We start from the raw sequence: 20,533 nt of genomic DNA, 5'->3' as shown, positions 1-20,533 counted from the left end.
CGCTTGATTTTTTGTGCGGGGCTTTCTTTGGCTTTAGGTGATTTAGGCATAGTCATCTTAGGTGATTGAGTCCAATCCATCTTACCGTGTTTTCTCAACCAAGTAAGCACAGTTGAGCGACCTTGTATGCCATAAATTTTTTGGGCTTGTTTATAAGTCATATCGCCTTTTTCTACAGCGTCGACAACTTGTAATTTAAAGCCTAATGAATAATCTCGTTGTGTTCGTTTGATCGGTGTATTATTTGACTTGGTCATAATAAGTCCTAAATGTGTAAACACATTTCAGGACGAGACAGATGAAGGCTCTATTGGTGGGACGGTGATTGTTCGTACCCGTAAGCCTCTTGATCTTGAAGCAAATAGAATCGCAGGTTCGATTTTAATGCAACACAGTGAAATTTCGGGTGAAACAGACCCACAATTAGCAGGCCTTTATAGTTGGAAAAATGATAACGAAACTCTCGGTGCGCTTGTTTCTGTATTTAAACAAAAACGTAACCTGCGCCGCGATGGTATTGAAGCATGGAGCTGGACGCATCGTGATATTACTCTGGAAGATGGCACTGAGATTGAAAATGTATACACACCTGGTGGTGGCGGTTCTGCCATGTTTACTCAAGAGCGTATTAGAGCGGGTTTCAACTTAACTTTACAGTATCGCCCTACCGACAATATTGACATTACATTCAACGCGCTAGACTCAACAATGAAAGCCAATAATGCTAACCAAAACTTCCTTTGGTTACCTGGTTATGGCGGCTCGCACTATACTTCTTTAGATATTGTAGCGCATGATAAAGTGGGACGTTTTGCCCAAGCGGGCACGCTTGGTTTATCACTAACAGGTAATAACATCCTAGATGAAACAAAAGTACGTAACTCAGAACTTAAAACGAATTCGTATGATTTAAAACTGACCCATGAAGGTGAAACGTGGAAATCGTCTTATCATGTTGGTGTGACCGAAGGCTCTGGCGGTACACAAACTGACCGAAGTGTCGGCTGGGAAGGAAATGCTGTGCATAGTTACAATGCGGCGAATGTTGAAAGTATAGAAACTAGTTATGCAAAAGACCCAGCCGATGGCGATGCGTGGAACCTAGGGTTTTTACGCTATGATTCAAATGATGCGCTAGATAAAGAATATTATGCTCAAACAGATTTTGAGCGTGCTATTGATGTCGCTGTCTTCAGTAAAATTAAATTTGGTCTAAAGTACCGTGATCATAAACGTGAGAATGTGCGCTTACAATCACAAACACGCACTGATTTAAACTGGAGCTTGGCCGATTACTCAAACCCAGCACCCCGTGATTTTTTATCGGGTATTGGATCGAGTAGCACACTTCGTAACTACGCGATGACTGACTTAGCTAAAGTACGTCGTGATGGTGATGCACTTGATTGGCAATATAATTTATTATTTGATAGTAACTTTGCAATCGAAGAAAACATTTTCGCAGGCTATGTAAAAGCAGATATCGACGTTGAAGGCATGCGCGGTAATGTCGGAGTTCGTTTAGTGGAAACAAAACAGACAACAGGCGCATACGTTGGCCCTGCAGATGCAAAAACATGGCAAGAAGAAGAGACCAGCTACTTTGATATTCTTCCTAGTTTAAATCTCGCTATAGACTTAAACGACGACATGTTACTGCGTATTGGTGCAGCCCGAGTGATGACCCGCCCTGATTATGCGGCAATGACCAATGCAACCACCTACAATACCGAAACACGTGTAGGCACGGGTGGTAATTCAAATATCGACCCGTATCGTGCCACTCAGTTTGACGTAGGTTATGAATGGTATTTTGCTGATGCAGGCATTTTTTCGGCTGCACTATTCTATAAAGACTTACAATCAACATTGGGCAATAACACACAAACCGAAGTATTCAATGGTGTCGAAATTGAAATCAGCCGCCCTATTAATGGCCCATCAGGCACATTAAAAGGATTAGAGCTTGGTTTACAAACGGAGATAGTTGAAGGATTTGGTGTTGCAGCTAATTACACCTTTGTCGATGGTGAGTCTAAAGACTTAGATGGCAATGACGTACTAATCCCAGGTATTTCAAAGCATACTTATAACATCAGTACCTATTATGAAACTGAGCGTTTTGGTGGTCGTCTGTCTTATAACTATCGCACAGGATACGACACAGGTCGTGCTTGGCCAGGGTATCAAGATGCCTATGGCCAAGTTGATGCGACATTCAACTTTAATGTCACTGAGAACATTACCGCTGTTTTTGAAGCGACTAACTTAACTGATGAGCATACATTCAGCTACCAAGAGGAAGGTGTTAAGCAGGCACTAACGGGTGTGTATGCCGATGGACGACGCTTTTCTGCAGGTATTCGTTTTAACTTCTAGTCGACACACTTGCTAACACAGGTACACGACTATTGCCATGGAAGGCAAGCCTCATCGCCCTGAGGTGTTTTAAGCGGTGAACCTACTTTCACCGCTTTTTTTCAACTAGCAATCATGCTTAAAACAAGTACAATCAAATGCTAAACGGTTTAAAAATCTTAAAATATAAAATTCGTGTCGGCTAATACCACCCACTACAAATTATACAAAAGCGTTATTAAATCCTTGCAGGCAATAGCCTGTTTATTTGTGTGCGTGTTGTATTCTACCACCAGCCATGCTGACCTCTTAAGTGCGACACTTGATTATCACAAGGGTAATTACAATGAAGCACAGCAGCAGTTTTATGAGTTAGCGCAATTAGGAAATGTCGATGCAATTTATAATATTGGGGTCATGTATTTACATGGCCAAGGGCGAGAAAAAAACCGTGCCAAAGCGTATGCATGGTTTAATTTAGCCGCCGACTTTGGTCTCGTCGAAGCACGCGATACCGCCAGGCTGATTGCAGAGCAAAGTGAACAGCAACAACAAGCACTTGAAGATGCCTATGCCGCGTTGTTAACGCATATAAGTTTTGAAAAATACGACAAAGAATTGCGCCCTGAGCTCACAGCCTCCCCTGTTCATACCCTAAATATAAACCGCAGTTACACCGTAGAACCACTCTACCCCGAACATGCTTACAACAATGGCCTTGAAGGCTGGGTATGGCTTGAATTTGATATCGATAAAAATGGCGCGGTGGGGGATATTACTTTAGTCGATTCTTACCCAGAAAAAACCTTTGATAAAGCACTTATAAATGCTGTTAAACGTTGGCAATACAAGGCCGACGATAATGCTTTACCCCATTATAATCGTTCTTTGCTATACCATTTTACTACTTTTAAAGGGGAGCAGTATCAGCACAGTTTCCAACGCCAAAAAAAGAGTTATCAAAACGAAATAAGTGAACTCATCGATGCCGCAGAACAAGGCAATGCAGTCGTGCAATATTACATTGCTAATTGGTTAAGTTCAGATAAATACAATGCCAGTAAACTTTTGAAATATCACTGGCAAAAAAACACCGCGAGTAGTGAGTTATTACTTACCTCTGCACGCAATGGTTACGCTAATTCTCAATATAGAATTGGGGCTAATTTACTGCGTGGGGATTATGGTCAGGTAGACAGGCAAAAAGGCCTAAATTGGATTTTGCTTGCTGCACAAAATGGCTTTGCCAATGCGCAATATCGCCTTGGTCGCGAATTATTAAACCAACGCTATGTTGATTATGCCCCGAATAAAGCGCAAAAGTGGTTAACTGCCGCGGCCAAACAAGGGCATTTTAGAGCCAAACGAGATTTAGCACAGTTATTGTTTGAGTTAAACCAACCTACTACAGCTATTCAAACCGCGCTAAACGATGCCCTTAATCATGATAATAATCATCCCCAACTCTTGCTGCTACAAGCAAAGCTACAGCTACAACAGAAGCAGCTACAACTCGCCAAAGAATCTGCTCAAGCAGCTTTCAAAGAAGCCCAAGACAGGAACTGGAATACCCAGTCTATTTCTGCGTTTTTAACGACACTTAATTAATCACTTGATGAACTAAAATATCGGTTTCAATCCCCTCAACCTGACTAAATACTAATTGTGTTCCATCCACTGAGCTGCTCATTGTTAATTCAACTCCGATGTCTAAACCATACACACTCAGTGGTTTTATAAATAAATTCTCTTTAGAAGCAATTAAGTAACAATATAAAGATAACTGACGACCTTCACGCAACACGTAATACATGCCTCCTTCAAAGAAGGCAGGCTTGTACAACGCCATAGACGGCAGTAATTGTGACAAAGGAATATGCTGCTCAAGTGCAGCCGATAAATAAAACCGCAATGTTTGTTCATAATCTGAATACGAGGGGTTCAATTGCCAAAGTGGTTGCTCTGCTGACAACCTGAACAGTGACACATTATTCGCAAGTAATGAGTTACTGCTCTGTTGTAAATCATAACGCCAGTCTTGCCACTCATCTTGAGCCGATTTTGCTTGATACAACACGCTTTGGCTATCGGCTGACCAGCGAACCGCATTTAATTGCTCAAAACCTGAAATAATGGGCACTAAGCGCCGTGAAAACGTGTTAATCAAGTACACTTTTTGCGTTTCATCCATAAGCAATAAAGTGTCGCCATTTGGTGAAAATTGCAGATATTTTGGCATTATATTGCTTGGAAGATGAGCCACTAGATTAGCTGATTTTCTACGTTGATGCTTAACCCACACCTCAGCGCGCGAAAACGCTGTAACACTCGGGCGCTGCATAGAAATAAACGCAACCTGCTTACCATCATGTGACAATGTCGGCATAAAATCCATTTGAGTTGACGAGGCAAGTTGTGCAACGTTATCAACCAAAATCCCTTGAGGTGATTTACTTAATCTTAACTGATAAGCGTTGATTTGTGCCGCCCCTTCAGCATGGGCTATATCACCCGTAGCGGGGTTAACAGCAAGGCTGGCAATAACCCCCCTCGATTTATGTAAGGTATAGGGCTCGCCTTCTAATGAGCTGCGTTTAAGATCTTCTTCAACATACAAAATATGCTGACCTGTTTGATCATACATAACAGGATGTTGCTTATATAACTGGCGGCTAATAACACGCCGCGTTGATAAATCATGCAGGCTGACTTCAAAAAGACTGTACCAAATGCCCTGCTTTTCAAGAATAAGCATATTACCGTCATGATTAATATCAAAAGCGAGCGGCTTGAACTCGCCGACAAGTGTTGTATCGAGAACTTTAACAAGGCCGTCAGTACTGAGTGTGTACTTTATTAAGCGAGGTTGATTATCATGCCAAGTTATCCCAAACAGTGCGTTAGGCTGATACCACTTTAGACGCGTAGGTGCACTGTAAGGGTTGCATTTGGTAAGCGTATATTCAGGGCTCAATCGCCATGTTTCAATCGCGTTATTAACGCCAATCATGCGTATGTCACAACGTAGAGGGTCATAACGATAATACGCTAACCATTTACCATCAGGTGACCAAACAGGGGCTTCTTCAGAATAGCCCGAGCTTTTGACACTGTGTACGGTTTTACTTTGTTGATCAAACACAGCAAGATCAAACTGGTTTTGCATTTCATCTGACTGACTAAAAGCTAAATAACGTCCGTCGGGTGAGTAACGTAAAAACGACTCAGTACCAGGCGCAGAAGTTACACGAGTACGATAATTAAACTCGACTGCTTTAGTATCAACCGCAAAAAAGTATTGTAAAAACAGGGTTGAAAATACACCAATCAGCCCTCCTGCAAGACCCCAAAACACCATTTTTTTAGAGTTACTCGGCGCTACTTGCTCCAGTAATGTCGGGGGCTCACTAACTTGAGCGATTAATTGATATCCAATACGCGGGACGGTTCGAATAATCTGTTGTGGTGTTTTTGTATCATGCAGACTTTTGCGCAGTTGAGTGACTAACTGGCTTACCGAGTTGTCACTCACAATCACCTCGCCCCAAACAGCATCCATTATCTGTTCTCGCGATACAGCCTTTCCTTGGTTTTCTAATAATAAGGAAAGCAACAGTAACTGTTTTGACTCCACATCAACCCAGGTGCCCTGCACTTTTGCTTTTAAGCTTATAAAGTCAACGATGACATCGTTAAGCATTACTTTTTGTTGGGTTGACATCGACATTTGTTTAATTGTTACACGCGTTAATATATGGTTAAATAATTCAAGAGAGCGTAAAGTATAAATTGGGCACAAACAACAGCCCCAAGCGCTTGATCACATTGTTAGGCAGCGAGTCTTTGAACACATTAACCGCTTAGTTGGATTTAGCATGGCTTTTAAAACGCTCAATTTTATGACCCTATTTACCTATTCTAGTTTTATGTTATGTCTATCCGGCTCGAAGTTGGCTACTGCTCAATCAAACAATGATGCAACGAACGGATTAGAAACTATTCAAATTCGGGGCTTTCATGACAGCGCTGTCAAGTCACTCCATGATAAACGAAATAGTCACTCAATTATAGACACAATTAGTGCGCAAGATATCGGTAAATTTCCTGATAAAAATGTCGCTGAGGCACTCCAACGTGTGACCGGAATTTCACTTTCTCGGATCCAAGGAGAAGGTGAGCGAGTCGGCGTTCGCGGGACCACACCCGAGCAAAACCGCACTTACCTCAATGGACAATCTATCGCTTCTGCCGATTGGTGGATATCGTCTCAGCCAAACCGTGGGTTTAATTACACGCTACTACCAGCAGACTTAGTTGCCTCACTTGAAGTGTATAAAACCCCACAAGCAGATCATGATGAAGGATCGCTAGGTGGCGCCGTTAATATCAAAACAATGCGACCCTTACAAACGCCTAATAAACACTTTGTTATTAATTCTCAACTGCAATATAACGATCTTTCTGGCGAGTTCGACCCGCAGTTTGCTAGTTTTTATAATTGGAAAAACAAGTCTGAACAAAGTGGTTTATTACTCACTTTTACCCGCAATGACCGATTGCTGCGCCGCGATGGATTAGAGTCATGGGGGTGGCATGAACAACACTTTCAGAAGAATGACGACCTTAGTCTAAGCCCAAGCGATAAAATGGCCGATATCAATCATATTTGGACACCAGGCGGCGGCGGTTCAGCACTCTTTCAACAACGTCGTGTATTAACAACCGCAACATTTGCCTTTGAGCATCAAATGAATTTTGATTGGAATATTCAACTCAACGGGTTGTATTCTGTACTTGATGCCAATAACAGTAACCAAAACTTTTTATGGCAACCAAGCAGCGTATTCGCCAGAGGAGGACGCGTTTATAATGCTGACATTATCGACAACACCTTAGCCTTTGCTCGTTATTCAACAGTAACCGATGAGTCCAAGCCACACAGTACCGCGATGGAAGCCATCTGGCGCGAGTCACAAATTGATACCAGTAGTATGCAGTTGATTGTTTCACAGCAAGCCGATTTATGGCAAAACACCTACCAGATTGGTTTTACACATGGTGGCGGCGGTTCGAAACAAGATTACACATCACAGTTTTCAGCCAATACAGCCTACACGGTTGATACTCGACAACGTAAAAACATCATTGCTGAATACGCAACCTCCCCACTCGATGCTCAACAATGGCAATTGACAGAAGCAAGAAACGATAGCCAAGATTCAACCGATCAAGAGCTGTATCTGCAAGGCGACTTTGAACGTGCGATTGATCACTCAATTATTTCTTCGGTCAAGTTTGGCGTGAAATACCGTGACCATCAACGTGATTTTATTCGTCTGCGTTCTGTAAATGGCTCTTATGATGCGCTGACAGAGCAACTTGGGTGGACCTTAGCTGATTTTCCCGCAACCATACCTACTGACTTTTTAGCGGGGATTGGCGATCAACACACCTTAAAAAAATACAGCTATGCAGATATTGATTCTCTCGCCAAGCAATTCAATACGCTTGAATTCGAACAACAAGAAGAAAAAGCCAGTCGGTTTGATATCCAAGAAAGAACAACGGCGGGTTATGTTAAATTAAACTTATCGGGTGACTCTTATAGCGCAAACCTAGGACTTCGAGCAGTAAACACGCAGCAAGACGCTGCTGCCTATCAACGAATTGCATCGCCGATTGAACTCCCAGACAGCTATCAATGGCAAACACATCAAAAAAATTACACCGATCTATTACCCAGTGTAAATTTAAACATTAATATTAACGACGATATTGTCACCCGCTTTAGTGTTGCTAGAGTTATGTCACGCCCACAATATAATCACTTAATGCCTTCTACTAACTACAACGTAACACAAGCTCAAGGCCAAGGCGGTAACCCTAATCTAGACCCTTATAGAGCCAACCAATTTGATGCTAGCCTAGAATGGTACTTTGCAGATGCGGGGCTTTTATCAGCCGCACTATTTAATAAAGATGTTGAATCGTTTGTTGAGTTTAAAAGAAGCATTGAGGAGCATGAAAATATCGCCATGACCATTGATAGGCCCATAAATGGAAGCGGCGGCACGATTCGTGGACTTGAATTGGGTTATCAGCAAGAGCTGTTTTATGGGTTTGGTGTCATTGCTAATTACACCTTCGTAGATGGAGAGCGTAGTAAGCGCAATGCATCCAGCATTAATGCAATACCCGGTACTTCAAAACACACAATAAATTTAACTAGTTACTATGAGAATGAACTCATCAGTAGTCGCCTTGCCTATAACTACCGTACAGAATTCGCCACCGGCGTTGGCGAGACCATGATGGACAATTTTGGGCAACTCGATGGTAACTTAACTATTAAGCTGACAACACAGTTTGATATTATTTTTGATGCTATCAATCTCACCAATGAAACAACCTATACCTATGAGCGCAATCAGTATGCTCCAACAGGCATATACAAAAATGGTCGTCGCTTCTATTTAGGCATTCGGTATAGTCATTAACCGCATTCGTTACTAATCCTGTTTCATATTGCTATAATCGGTGACAATAATAAAACAAGCGAAGGAAAACACTATGCTAAAGTCAGTTTTAGCCTTAGCCGTTGGTTTGTCTAGCACATTTGCTGTAGCCAACGATACTATCACGATTGATGATATCCCATTGATTCAATCTGTCGTTCAAACCAGTGTCAGCCCAGATGGCGATAATGTTGCCTTTACACGCTCGGTCCCACGCACATTATATAAAGATAAAAATGGCCACAATTACAGTGAGCTTTTCATTGTTGACGACAAAGGCGTTGAACGTCCTTACATTACAGGTAAGGTCAATATCAAAAGCATTCAATGGTCTAACGACAGCAAAACGGTGTACTTTTTAGCTAAATTGAATGATGACGAATACACTTCACTGTACCAAATCCCTGTTGATGGTGGCCAAGCGCAAAAAGTGTTGTCGTTAAAAGGCACATCTATTTCAAGCTATAAATTAGGCCCAAATAACCAACATGTGGCTATTTTGGCATTACCAGCAAAAGATAAGTCTGAAAAAGAACTAAAAAAACTTGGTTTTATGGCTGAAGTTTATGAGTTAGGTCTGGATAATAAAGCGCTATTTATTGTCGATTTAGCGAACTCTAACACCCCATTAAAGCCTACAGCACTGAATGTAAATGACTACGTCAGTGATATGAATTGGTCTGCAAATGGTCAAAAACTACTTGTTAAAACCCAACCAACAGCGCTTATTGATGATAAATACACGAAATCAATGTGGCACTTGTATGATATTGCAAGCAATGAAGTCACTCTGTCTTTTAAAACAGAAGGCAAGCTAGGCGATGCTGAGCTGTCTGCCGATGGTAAATATATTGCTATTTTAGGGGCCGAAGACAAACACGACCCAGCCACAGGTCGCTTATTTATAGCCGACACTGATACAGCTGAAATCACTGAATGGCTGCCAAACTTTATGGGGCATGTTGTTGACTTTGAGTGGTCTCATAAACGCAATACGCTTAATTTCATAGCCAATGTGGGCACTGAAAGCTTTATTGCGAGTATTAAAACTGGTAGCAATAAGTACAAAAAGATTATCAAAGAAGGCAAATTTATTGCCACAAACCTAAGCGTATCTGACTCAGACAAAACACTTGCTGTTCGCGCTAATACGGCGCAGCACCCGAACGAAGTCTTTATTATTCGCGGTAATAAAGCCACCCGCTTAACCGATTCAAACAGCTGGTTAAGCGATAAACGCTTTGCAAAGCAAGAGACTATCTCGCTAAAAGCGCGCGACGGTGTAGACATTGAAGGGGTACTAATTTACCCACTAGATTACCAAGAAGGAACCCGTTACCCACTCATTATGTCGGTGCATGGTGGGCCTGAAAGTCATGACAAAAATGGCTGGTTAACCAATTACTCTCGCCCAGGGCAAATGGGTGCAGCACGCGGCTATGCAGTGTTTTATCCAAACTACCGCGGTTCAACAGGTAAAGGGGTTGACTACTCTAAGCTTGGCCAAAACGACTATGCAGGTAAAGAGTTTGATGACCTTGTCGACTTTAAAAACCATTTAGTTGAAATGGGATTAGTTGATAGCAAACGTGTGGGTATTACCGGTGGCTCGTACGGTGGTTATGCCTCTGCATGGGCTGCAACTAAGCTCACCGAGCACTTTGCTGCCAGCGTCATGTTTGTGGGTGTTTCAAATCAACTCTCTAAGTTTGGTACAACTGATATTTCGAATGAAATGAACCTTGTTCACGCGCGTTCTTACCCGTGGGATAAATGGCAGTGGTACTTAGAGCGCAGCCCAATATATTGGGCTGGTCAATCTAAAACACCGCTACTTATTATGCACGGTAAAGATGATCCTCGCGTACACCCTGCTCAATCAATGGAGCTATATCGCTACATGAAAGTACAAGGTAAAGATGTGCGTTTGGTGTATTACCCAGGCGAAGGCCACGGCAACCGAAAAGTGGCTGCTCAATACGATTACAGCTTACGATTAATGCGCTGGATGGATAACTATTTAATGAAGGGTAATAAAGACATGCCTGAATTTGAAATTGACCATGCTGCAAAATTAAAAGCACGTAAACAAGCAGCAGAATAAAGCACTTCCCTAAACGCCCTGTCCTTAAAAAGCAGGGCGTTTTTAATTTAATACTGTACTTTGATTATGCAGCTCAAACTGATATAACTCATTAATAGGTTTACTAAAAAAATAAAAAGGAATTGTTCAGTGATGCGCCTAATCTGGATTTTTATCAGTCTCGTTGCTGTGAAAGTGTTCGCAGAACCTGCGTGTATTAATTGTCATCAAAGTCAGGTCGAGGATTGGCAAACATCACACCATTTTCATGCAATGGAAAAAGCCACACCGGCCACAGTGCTTGGCAACTTTGATGATCAAACACTTGAATACCAAGATCAAAAAGCACGCTTTTATACACGCGACCAACAGCTATTTATTGCTATGCCAAACCTTAACGGCACCCTGACTGACTATCCCGTTTTATATACATTTGGCTACGAGCCACTGCAGCAATATATGTTTGATATGGGAGGGGGCCACATTCAGCTTTTTCCGTTTGCGTGGGATTCTCGTAGTAAGGAAAACGGCGGGCAGCGCTGGTTTGTGCTTCATCCTGAGCAAAAACAACATGATTTATTTCACTGGTCACAAAAAGGACAAAACTGGAATCACATGTGTGCCGATTGCCATTCAACTGAATTTAAAAAGCAATTCGATCTTAACACCAACCGCTTTAATTCAACCTACAGCGCTATCAACGTCAGCTGCAAAGCGTGCCATGGCGATACAACTGAACACTTAAAATGGGCAAATGGTGATAAAAAAAGAACAGATAAAGGCTTTGCTAACAATATAAACACGCAAACGCCGTTGTTCACTACACAAAAAGACGGCAGCATGAAAAGCGTGCAACCTCTCGTAAAAAGTGACCAAGTTCAAGTCTGTGCAACGTGTCATGCTCGTCGTTCGCAACTTAACGACCGAAGTGATCCCCATAGCTTTTTACAGGATTTTCGCGGATCGCTGCTTACGCCTGAGCTCTATCATGTTGATGGCCAAGTGTGGGATGAAAATTATGTGTGGGGCTCATTCTTACAAAGTAAAATGTTTAATGCAGGCGTAACCTGTAGTAATTGCCATAACCCGCATTCAGGAAAGCTAAAACTACCCGGCAACCAAACCTGTACACAGTGTCACAGCCAAGTCGATTTCGATACACCCGAGCACCACGGTCATAAACTCGAAAGTGAAGGTAGCCAATGTGTTGATTGTCATATGCCCGCCACTACGTACATGCAAGTTGATGCCAGACGCGATCATAGTTTTCGCGTACCTCGTCCAGACCTAACTCTTAAAACCAATGCACCCAATGCCTGTAATAGCTGCCATGATGATAAAACACCTCAGTGGGCAGAAAAGCAGATACGAAACTGGCACCCAAATTCGGCACATTTAGGCAAAGAGCACTTTTCAGAGGCGTTCCATGTCGCTGATAATGGGTTACCCAATGCATCAGCCATGCTGACAAAAATTGTGCAAGACAAATCATTTCCTGACATTATTCGCGCATCGGCACTGAGCCGTTTAGCAAGCAGCCCCGATAACAATGCCGTAGTTGCGATTGCGCGATCAGTAAAAGATCCTGAGCCGCTGAAACGCCAAGCAGCTATTGAAGCGGCAATGCCTTTTGACATCAACCAACGCTGGCGAATGCTCAATCCACTGCTTGATGACACGCACCTTCCCATAAGAGCAGAAGCAGCCCGCGACTTAGCGCCTATGCTAATGGAGGCTTTTCCAAGTGGATTGAATGAACCAGACTCTGAGCGCCTGAATAAAGCCCTTAATGAATATAAACAAACCCAGCTGTATCAAGCTGAGCGCGGGTACGCACATACCAACTTAGGTAATCTCGCCCTTACTCTACAAAAACCAGAGGAAGCCAAAGCACATTATCTGCAAGCAATCAGCATTGAGCCAATTTTTGCACCTGCCTATGTTAACTTAGCCGACTTATATCGGAATCAAGGAGATGAGGAGGCCGCCCAGAAAACCTTGAAACAAGGCTTAGCTGTAAATAATGAAAGTGCCGATTTGCATTATGCATTGGCAATGAGCTTAATTCGCACCAAGCAAAAAGAGGCTGCGTTAGGTCACTTAAAAAATGCCGCTAATTTTGCAAAAAACAATGCCAATTACTCTTTTACTTATGCGTTGTTGTTGCAAGACTTGGGTGACATGCCACATGCCATTTCAGCCCTTGAACATGCATTCACACTCGCACCAAATAACCCAGACATCAGTTACAGTTTAGCCCAGTGGTATGCTGGTGAAGAAAACTACGCTCAAGCACTCTTCTATGCACGAAACTTAGCGCGCCTTGTACCGGGCAATCAGCAAGTTCAACAGTTTATTCAACAACTAGAAATGATGAACAGTATTGGTAAATAAACACGCCATAAAAAGGGCCTAAAAAGGCCCTATTTATTACAGACTCTGTTTGGCTTTAGTGGCCATAATTTAATGACTTCGCTTTTTCTATTGCTTCGTTTACATTCAGTGAGGCTGCTTCTTGGCGAGGCGGGAACTCAACAAACGTTTTTACATGCTCATTTAACTTGGCAATAATAGGTTGCAATAACCAACTCTTACGCATGATTTGGTGAAAACCCGTTACCCCGTCGTAATGCTCTAAAGGGTCTTTACGTAAGTTAAATAGTTTGGGCATACTGTGAGTGATCATATCATCGTAGTAAATCCCGGTTGGCTTCGTTGCAAAGTGCATTTTCCAAGGGCCAAAACGAACAGCAGTTAACTGCGACTCATAGTAATAAAAGAAAAAGTTACGCGCAGATTTATCAGCCTTACCAGTCCAGTAATCAAGGTTATTTTCACCATCGATATAAACTTTATCTGATTTTTTCAGTTTCTCACGTAAGTTCTTCTCACCGAGCGCAGCGGCAATAGTCGGAAAAACATCTTCATGTGATGAAATACCGTTGAGCTTTAAGCCTTTCGGAATTTTGTTAGGCCAACGAACCAAAAATGGGACGCGAACACCCCCTTCCCAGGTTGTCATTTTTTCACCACGGAACGAGGTTGTGCCTGCATCAGGCCAACTTGATTGCTCTGGACCATTGTCACTGGTGTAAATAACAATGGTGTTATCTGCAATTTTTAGCTCATCCAGTTTGTCCAGCAGTTTGCCAACATGCCCATCATGCTCCATTAAACCACTACCAAAAATATCTTCTTCCGAACTAATATCGGTTGCTAAATGACGGCTTTCTGGTTTTAAGTGCGTATAAACATGCATGCGGCTAGTGGCATGCCAAATAAAGAATGGTTTTTTAGCTTTAACAGCGCGTTCCATAAAATTGAGCGAACGCTCTAACACTTCTTCATCAAACGTTTCCATTCGTTTACGCGTCAGTGGTCCTGTATCCGTAATTTTACCATTAGCATATGACTCAATAACCCCTCGTGGCCCAAACTGTTTTATAAACTTCGGATCTTTAGGGTAATCAGCTTGTTCTGGCTCTTCAGAAACATTTAAATGATACAAGTTACCGTAAAACTCATCAAAGCCATGCTTAGTTGGTAAGTGTTCATCCAAATCGCCTAAATGATTTTTACCATACTGAGCAGTCATGTAACCACGGTCTTTTAAGAATTCAGCCAATGTAGGATCGGCTTCTTTAATTCCTAACGGGTTACCGGGCTGGCCTACCGTTGTTAAACCTGTACGAATTGGTAACTGACCCATTAAAAATGCCGCTCGCCCTGCTGTACAACTGGGTTGCGCATAATGATCTGTGAAAAGCGCACCCTCATTAGCAATTCGGTCGATGTTTGGGGTCGGGTAAGTCATACCATGCGAATATGCACTAAGTGAAATTGGGGCAACGTCATCAACCATAATGGCCAACACGTTTGGTTTATCTGCAGCAAGGCTTACGGTGGACACCAAGCTGCAAATAGCCGCCGCGAGTAGTTTTTTCATAAATCATCCTTTTTCATTGTTAATAACATCATAGTCTCATGATGAATCAACAATCAGTATAGATGAAAAAGCCACTATTTCTAGTTTCTAAATTAGGCAAACACGATTTAAATCAACTTTTCTTTTACCCACACAGCCCTTATTAATAAGTTGATTTTATTAACTTTTAAATATTTAGAAATGCCTATTCAGCAACCAAATAAGCAATCAAGAATGAAATGAAGGACACAGCACAGTGGATATCGCTGCTAGCAGCCCTTATTTGTAAATTTATAAACGGCTAAACGTGCACTTAAGGCTCTGGTGTAGGCAGTGTGGTGAGGGGATTTTTTACTGGTTTTTTTACGCTCTTTACATGAATAAATTGCCCTAAATTGATCTACCCCATGCTTCGCTTGTAACCGACTAACTTTATCAGCTCGATTATTGAACTCATCGAGCAAATAGACTATAAGTACTTAAAGTACCTATTTTTTATCTCTATTTTGTGTAAGGACAACACATGAACTCACAGTACTTTTCTGTTCTTTTATGCTCATTGAGTGTGCCACTTAGCGTGGTTGCTGCTGAAGAAAAAGCAGTACAGGATATGTCGGATCCACTCGCTGTATATACGCAGGTGGGTATAGGTGCTACCAATAAAGGCCTCAACCTTAAAATTGGTCAAGCATACGACACCGGTATTGCAACTACCGCAGGAATGAATGTCATTGAAGTAAAAGGGATCTACGGAGATACATTAGGTTGGGACAGTGATAGCAAAACCACAGACTCAATCGATTCATTCCGTTTCCGTAATTTTTCTGTTGATTTAACCACCATGAGTGCCACTCAAATAGACGCAACCTATAATCTGAATGCGAATTTGGTTGCCGACGAAAGTATGGATGTATCTTACAGCTATATTAAGGCACTCAAACCTATGGGACGTTTCTCGTTTTATCCATTAGCTGGGGTTGGTGCGTCGTTGGGTGAAAATGCACGTGAGGACGATGGTTCTCGAGACAGTGGCTACTCAATTATGGGAGCGTATGGGTTAATAGGTATGTACGCGAAAGTTACTATCTCCGACAAAATCTGGCTGAACTACAACCCCTTCTGGTTAACAACCATTGGAGGAAGTGATACCTACAAAGACCATTATTATGGCCTTGATCAAAGTCATATCCTAACCCACGAATTTGCTGCAAGTTACCAAATTAATCCACGCATGAATCTGCGGTATTTTGCAAACTGGAATGAAAATGTCGATTTTATGGACGGTGACCATCGCTTGGAGTTTAACTACCAGCTATAAAAACATTGATAACCGAACGCCAAGGAAGCAAAACACAAAACTGAGGTAAAAAAGAAGTGAGAAACGTTGTACTAATAAATTTAGCGGCTGCATGGTTCGTGAGTACCCATAGTGTTGCTTCCAGCTATGATGACTACGCGATAAAGCCAGCAGAAACGCAATTAAGTAATCAGCAACAAAAAGTGGATGAACCGATTTCTTTTTTACCTATTCCAACCTTTATTACAGAGCCTGCCGTCGGGCCTGGGTTAGGTGTCGTTGGGCTATTTTTTCACGATAACGAAAAGAAGAGAAAAAAGCAGAAAAAAGAAGGGTCGACCTTGCCACAAAGCATCAGCTTAGTGGGTCTTATGGGCACAAAAAATGGCACCAAAGGAGCCGCTGTTGGGCATATTACCTTTTGGGATGAAGACCGTATTCGCTACCAAGGTATTATTGGTTGGGCGAGTATAAACCTCGACTTTTACACCTTTGATGAAATAAAACTACTCACACCACTTTCTCTCAATATTGAAGGCCCTGCCCTATTTCAAAATTTAAAACTTCGGTATCAAGACAGCAACTTTTTTTATGGCTTCAAACAAATTTACCGTCAGGTGGACATTAGCTTGGCAGAGAACCCCATTGAAGATTTTTTGCTTGAGAATGGCATCATCAAAGAACACCTTTCACTCGATGTAAATACTTCAGGTATTGGCCCCTTATTAGAGTACGATAGCCGAGATAACCCGCTTAACCCTGAGCGTGGTTTTAACTATAAAGCCGAGTACTTATATTTCGATGAGGCGATTGGCAGTAAAGTCGATTACACCAGTTTAAAACTAACCGCTCTTAATTACTGGCGTTATACCGATAAGTTTAACTTTGCATTACGTATGCAATACGATTCGGTTAATAACCGAGGCGACAAACGCTTACCCGTATATATTCCACCCAGTATTGGTTTGCGCGGTGTATCGGCTACGCGTTACCAAGGACTTAATGTATTTGTCACTGAAGCAGAAGCCAGTTATAAGGTCACTCATAAAATAAAATTAAATGCATTTACGGGTATGGGTTGGGCTGCCGACAATTTTTCTGACTTATCAAAAGCAGACACCGTAAATACAGTAGGCGCGGGCTTTCGTTACTTAATTGACGAGCATTATGGTATCAGTATTGGCTTAGATGTAGCGCATGGCCCAGAACAAAATGCTATCTATATTCAGGCGGGTTCAACATGGTAGTTATACCTAATATTTAAATCTAACGTTTTAAAATTGTGTAATCACAAAGGTTGAAGTTGGATAATTAACTGCTACTATCAATAAACTAATAATAAATCAGTATATTCGTGTTTCAGGGATTGAATTTATGCGCAGCACAGCCTCGACCAAACATTTTCCGTATAAAAACTTTAAACCTCATGGATTAGTTGAGTTTTATCAACATCAGCACACGCTCTTTGCAACAGCGACTGGACCGTTTAACGAAGAAATTATCGACGCGCATTCATTTATTCAACAAGCATACATTACTAAATTGATTGATACCTACGGAGGCTGGTATGAATTGGTTGAATTTGAAAACTCATGTATGGCAACACCGGGGGCACTTGAAAAACTGATGGTGTATTTATCAGAACTAAAACGTAAAGGTGTCGCCTCAAAAAAAACCGCGTTGGTGATTTCAGATGAACTTGAAGGCGCAAACCTGCTCCGAGAAACGTACCGCAACTTATATAAAAAAGCCGGAATGACAATGAACATATTCAAATCAAAAACGGCTGCCTTAAATTGGTTATCCGAAGAGCCAACACCCGAAGTGTCGTTCTAACTTAGGCGATTTAAAAAGTGTTGCTCTTCTTCACGTAAGGTCAACACCTCCACACCAGCAGATGTCACCGCCAAAGTATGCTCCCACTGTGCAGAAAGTTTTTTATCGCGAGTAACAACCGTCCACCCATCGGGTTTGGTTTTTATTTTAGCCGTTCCCTGATTTATCATAGGTTCGATGGTGAAGGTCATACCTTCTTTAAACACTAATCCGGTATTTTTTTTACCATAGTGGAGCACATCGGGTCCTTCATGCATTTCTTGCCCTATGCCATGTCCACAGTATTCTTTCACCACGCTATAGCCTTGTTGGTGAGCAAAATTTGCAATGGCGTTACCAATATCACCAAGCCGCACACCTGGTTTTACCATGTTGATTGCATGCCACAGCGCCTCTTGAGTCTTATTAACCAGACGCGTTGCCAGCGGTGAAACCGCCCCAATCATGTACATTTTACTGGAGTCTGCCAAAAAGCCATTTTTTTCAAGTGTGATATCTATATTGACGATATCTCCCTCTTTTAAAACGCACTTTTCATTAGGAAAACCATGACATACCACCTCGTTAACAGAGGCATTTAGCACATAAGGATAATCGTACTGGCCTTTGCTCGACGGCCTTGCCTGCAATTCATCAACAATATAGCGCTCAACAAGGTTATTAATTTGCATTGTAGTTACCCCCGCTTTGACATGAGGGTCTAAATACGCGAACACCTTGGCTAATAAGCGCCCCGATTCACGCATGAGCGCCAGCTCGTCCTGTGTTTTAATTACCACTTTTTTCATCGATTCCTTCCTTAACGGCAACATCCGCTAGCTGTAACTGTTCTTTAATAATGTCACTGTAGGTCATGGTTGGATTGAGCTCGGCTAACATACCTATTTTAATCCAGTACTCTGATTGCGAGTTTATTGAACGCACCATCGCCGTGCTTGCTTTACGGATTTCTTCATGCAGTTCATCACTAATTTTAACAATACCCATCACATCACCAATATATGAAACATATACGGATCGTATATTTAAAATATGAAATTGCAAGCGATATTTATTTCACCTTTAAATCAAACACACTCAAGTCGCTCGCCCTTTTACACAAACAGGCTATGAGTTAAAAAAATTCATCTATCAGGTTTATTTTAATCGTTTGTCGGTTTAGATGGATTACTCTAAAGTTAACTCATCAGCAAACGATGCTGCGATTAACGAGGAAACTAACCATGTTTAAACCACTTTTAAAACGACTTGCCCTTAGCTCATTACTTACTTGTTCAGCTTTCGCAATCGCTGATCAGAGTGACTATAAATTAATGGTTATCAATGACTCAGATTCATCGCAAGCCATTATGCAAGGCCAGTATGATGCTGTGTTAGCAAACACAACACAATCAACTGACTTAAATCGTCAATATGAACTTGCATTTAATCGTTGTGCAGCAAGCGTGAAGTCAAAGAACTTCAGTCACGCAGAATCACTTTGCACAGAAGCAATTGAGCTTCTTAACAAAAGCGAAGTACGCGGCTATAAGCGCCGTGAACTTACATCATTCGCTTTAAGTAACCGTGGTATTGCGCGCATTATGTCGAAAAACGACACGGCTGCTCTAGCAGATTTTTATGAAGCGGTGAAAATCTCAGGTAATGATTTAGTTAATCACAACCTAAACCGCGCTAAGCAAAACTTAGCTCTTTAACCGAATTGTTGTCACAAAAGCCTAGTTTGTGTGTTCTCTGGGCTTTTTATACCGAGTCAGTGCATACGCGGTGACTCAACCATATTGTTGTCAAAAGCTTAGCTTGTGTGTTCTCTAAGCTTTTTTATACCGAGTCAGTGCATACGCGGTGACTCAACCATATTGTTGTCGAAAGCTTAGCTTGTGTGTTCTCTAAGCTTTTTTATTCCGGGTGACTGCACACGTGGTCACTCAACCATATTGTTGTCAAAAGCTTAGCTTGTGTGTTCTCTAAGCTTTTTTATACCGAGTCAGTGCATACGCGGTGACTCAACCATATTGTTGTCGAAAGCTTAGCTTGTGTGTTCTCTAAGCTTTTTTATTCCGGGTGACTGCACACGTGGTCACTCAACCATATTGTTGTCGAAAGCTTAGCTTGTGTGTTCTCTAAGCTTTTTTATTGTGAGTGACTGCACACGTGGTCACTCAACCATATTGTTGTCAAAAGCCTAGCTTGTGTGTTCGCTGGGCTTTTTTATGTCAGCTGTCTCGTCCTGAAATGTGTTTACACATTTAGGACTTATTATGACCAAGTCAAATAATACACCGATCAAACGAACACAACGAGATTATTCATTAGGCTTTAAATTACAAGTTGTCGACGCTGTAGAAAAAGGCGATATGACTTATAAACAAGCCCAAAAAATTTATGGCATACAAGGTCGCTCAACTGTGCTTACTTGGTTGAGAAAACACGGTAAGATGGATTGGACTCAATCACCTAAGATGACTATGCCTAAATCACCTAAAGCCAAAGAAAGCCCCGCACAAAAAATCAAGCGT

At 41.8% G+C, this 20,533-nt stretch carries 15 protein-coding genes; 10 read left to right on the top strand and 5 right to left on the bottom strand.

What is annotated here, in order from left to right; all coding sequences use genetic code 11:
• Positions 1-257: helix-turn-helix domain-containing protein (locus tag LPA49_RS21380; protein ID WP_326847808.1), on the bottom strand; the 257-nt coding region annotated here is incomplete at its 3' end.
• Here LPA49_RS21380 and LPA49_RS21375 point away from each other — a divergent pair.
• Positions 229-2,379: a TonB-dependent receptor gene (locus tag LPA49_RS21375; protein WP_326847813.1), complete on the top strand. Its 2,151-nt coding sequence runs from the start codon at positions 229-231 to the stop codon at positions 2,377-2,379. The two genes, LPA49_RS21380 and LPA49_RS21375, sit on opposite strands and share 29 nt — an antisense overlap.
• A 225-nt stretch (positions 2,380-2,604) precedes the next feature.
• Complete coding sequence (locus tag LPA49_RS21370) at positions 2,605-3,966, top strand: TonB family protein (protein WP_230237734.1); 1,362 nt, start codon at positions 2,605-2,607, stop codon at positions 3,964-3,966.
• Here the strand turns inward: LPA49_RS21370 and LPA49_RS21365 are convergent.
• Positions 3,959-6,079 (bottom strand): winged helix-turn-helix domain-containing protein, encoded by a 2,121-nt coding sequence (locus LPA49_RS21365; RefSeq protein ID WP_230237733.1) that lies wholly within the window; start codon positions 6,077-6,079, stop codon positions 3,959-3,961. The genes LPA49_RS21370 and LPA49_RS21365 overlap by 8 nt on opposite strands.
• A gap of 154 nt (positions 6,080-6,233) precedes the next feature.
• Here LPA49_RS21365 and LPA49_RS21360 point away from each other — a divergent pair, with 154 nt between their 5' ends.
• From LPA49_RS21360 to LPA49_RS21350, 3 genes are all read left to right on the top strand, one after another.
• Positions 6,234-8,855 carry a TonB-dependent receptor gene (locus tag LPA49_RS21360; protein ID WP_230237732.1) on the top strand — a complete coding sequence of 874 codons (2,622 nt, stop codon included), beginning with the start codon at positions 6,234-6,236 and terminating at the stop codon, positions 8,853-8,855.
• A 73-nt stretch (positions 8,856-8,928) separates the two neighbouring features.
• Positions 8,929-10,977, top strand: a complete 2,049-nt coding sequence (locus LPA49_RS21355) for a S9 family peptidase (RefSeq protein ID WP_036972302.1) — start codon at positions 8,929-8,931, stop codon at positions 10,975-10,977.
• 132 nt (positions 10,978-11,109) lie between these two features.
• Positions 11,110-13,350 carry a tetratricopeptide repeat protein gene (locus LPA49_RS21350; protein ID WP_036972303.1) on the top strand — a complete coding sequence of 747 codons (2,241 nt, stop codon included), beginning with the start codon at positions 11,110-11,112 and terminating at the stop codon, positions 13,348-13,350.
• A gap of 55 nt (positions 13,351-13,405) precedes the next feature.
• Here the strand turns inward: LPA49_RS21350 and LPA49_RS21345 are convergent, their stop codons facing one another.
• The gene (locus tag LPA49_RS21345) at positions 13,406-14,902 is read right to left on the bottom strand and encodes an arylsulfatase (RefSeq protein WP_036972304.1); all 1,497 of its coding nucleotides are present in this window, start codon (positions 14,900-14,902) and stop codon (positions 13,406-13,408) included.
• Positions 14,903-15,404: 502 nt separating this feature from the next.
• Here LPA49_RS21345 and LPA49_RS21340 point away from each other — a divergent pair.
• From LPA49_RS21340 to LPA49_RS21330, 3 genes are all read left to right on the top strand, one after another.
• Positions 15,405-16,199 carry a hypothetical protein gene (locus LPA49_RS21340; RefSeq protein ID WP_051501878.1) on the top strand — a complete coding sequence of 265 codons (795 nt, stop codon included), beginning with the start codon at positions 15,405-15,407 and terminating at the stop codon, positions 16,197-16,199.
• A 56-nt stretch (positions 16,200-16,255) separates the two neighbouring features.
• Entirely contained in the window at positions 16,256-17,425 is a 1,170-nt protein-coding gene (locus LPA49_RS21335; RefSeq protein WP_051501879.1) for a BamA/TamA family outer membrane protein, read from the top strand.
• 127 nt (positions 17,426-17,552) lie between these two features.
• The gene (locus LPA49_RS21330; protein WP_036972305.1) at positions 17,553-18,014 is read left to right on the top strand and encodes a hypothetical protein; all 462 of its coding nucleotides are present in this window, start codon (positions 17,553-17,555) and stop codon (positions 18,012-18,014) included.
• Here the strand turns inward: LPA49_RS21330 and map are convergent.
• A complete protein-coding gene (map, locus tag LPA49_RS21325; RefSeq protein ID WP_036972306.1) occupies positions 18,011-18,802 on the bottom strand; it encodes a type I methionyl aminopeptidase in 792 nt (263 codons plus the stop codon). The two genes, LPA49_RS21330 and map, sit on opposite strands and share 4 nt — an antisense overlap.
• Positions 18,783-19,001 (bottom strand): ParD-like family protein, encoded by a 219-nt coding sequence (locus LPA49_RS21320; RefSeq protein ID WP_036972307.1) that lies wholly within the window; start codon positions 18,999-19,001, stop codon positions 18,783-18,785. The genes map and LPA49_RS21320 overlap by 20 nt, the downstream gene beginning before the upstream one ends.
• A gap of 236 nt (positions 19,002-19,237) precedes the next feature.
• Here LPA49_RS21320 and LPA49_RS21315 point away from each other — a divergent pair, with 236 nt between their 5' ends.
• Positions 19,238-19,711 (top strand): hypothetical protein, encoded by a 474-nt coding sequence (locus LPA49_RS21315; RefSeq protein ID WP_036972309.1) that lies wholly within the window; start codon positions 19,238-19,240, stop codon positions 19,709-19,711.
• Positions 19,712-20,275: 564 nt separating this feature from the next.
• Positions 20,276-20,533 (top strand): helix-turn-helix domain-containing protein (locus tag LPA49_RS21310; RefSeq protein ID WP_326847808.1); only part of this gene is annotated, 258 nt, incomplete at its 3' end.

It is taken from the genome of Pseudoalteromonas sp. MB41 (genome assembly GCF_020966275.1).
Classification (GTDB): domain Bacteria; phylum Pseudomonadota; class Gammaproteobacteria; order Enterobacterales; family Alteromonadaceae; genus Pseudoalteromonas; species Pseudoalteromonas lipolytica.
This window is presented reverse-complemented; position numbering and strand designations above follow the sequence as displayed.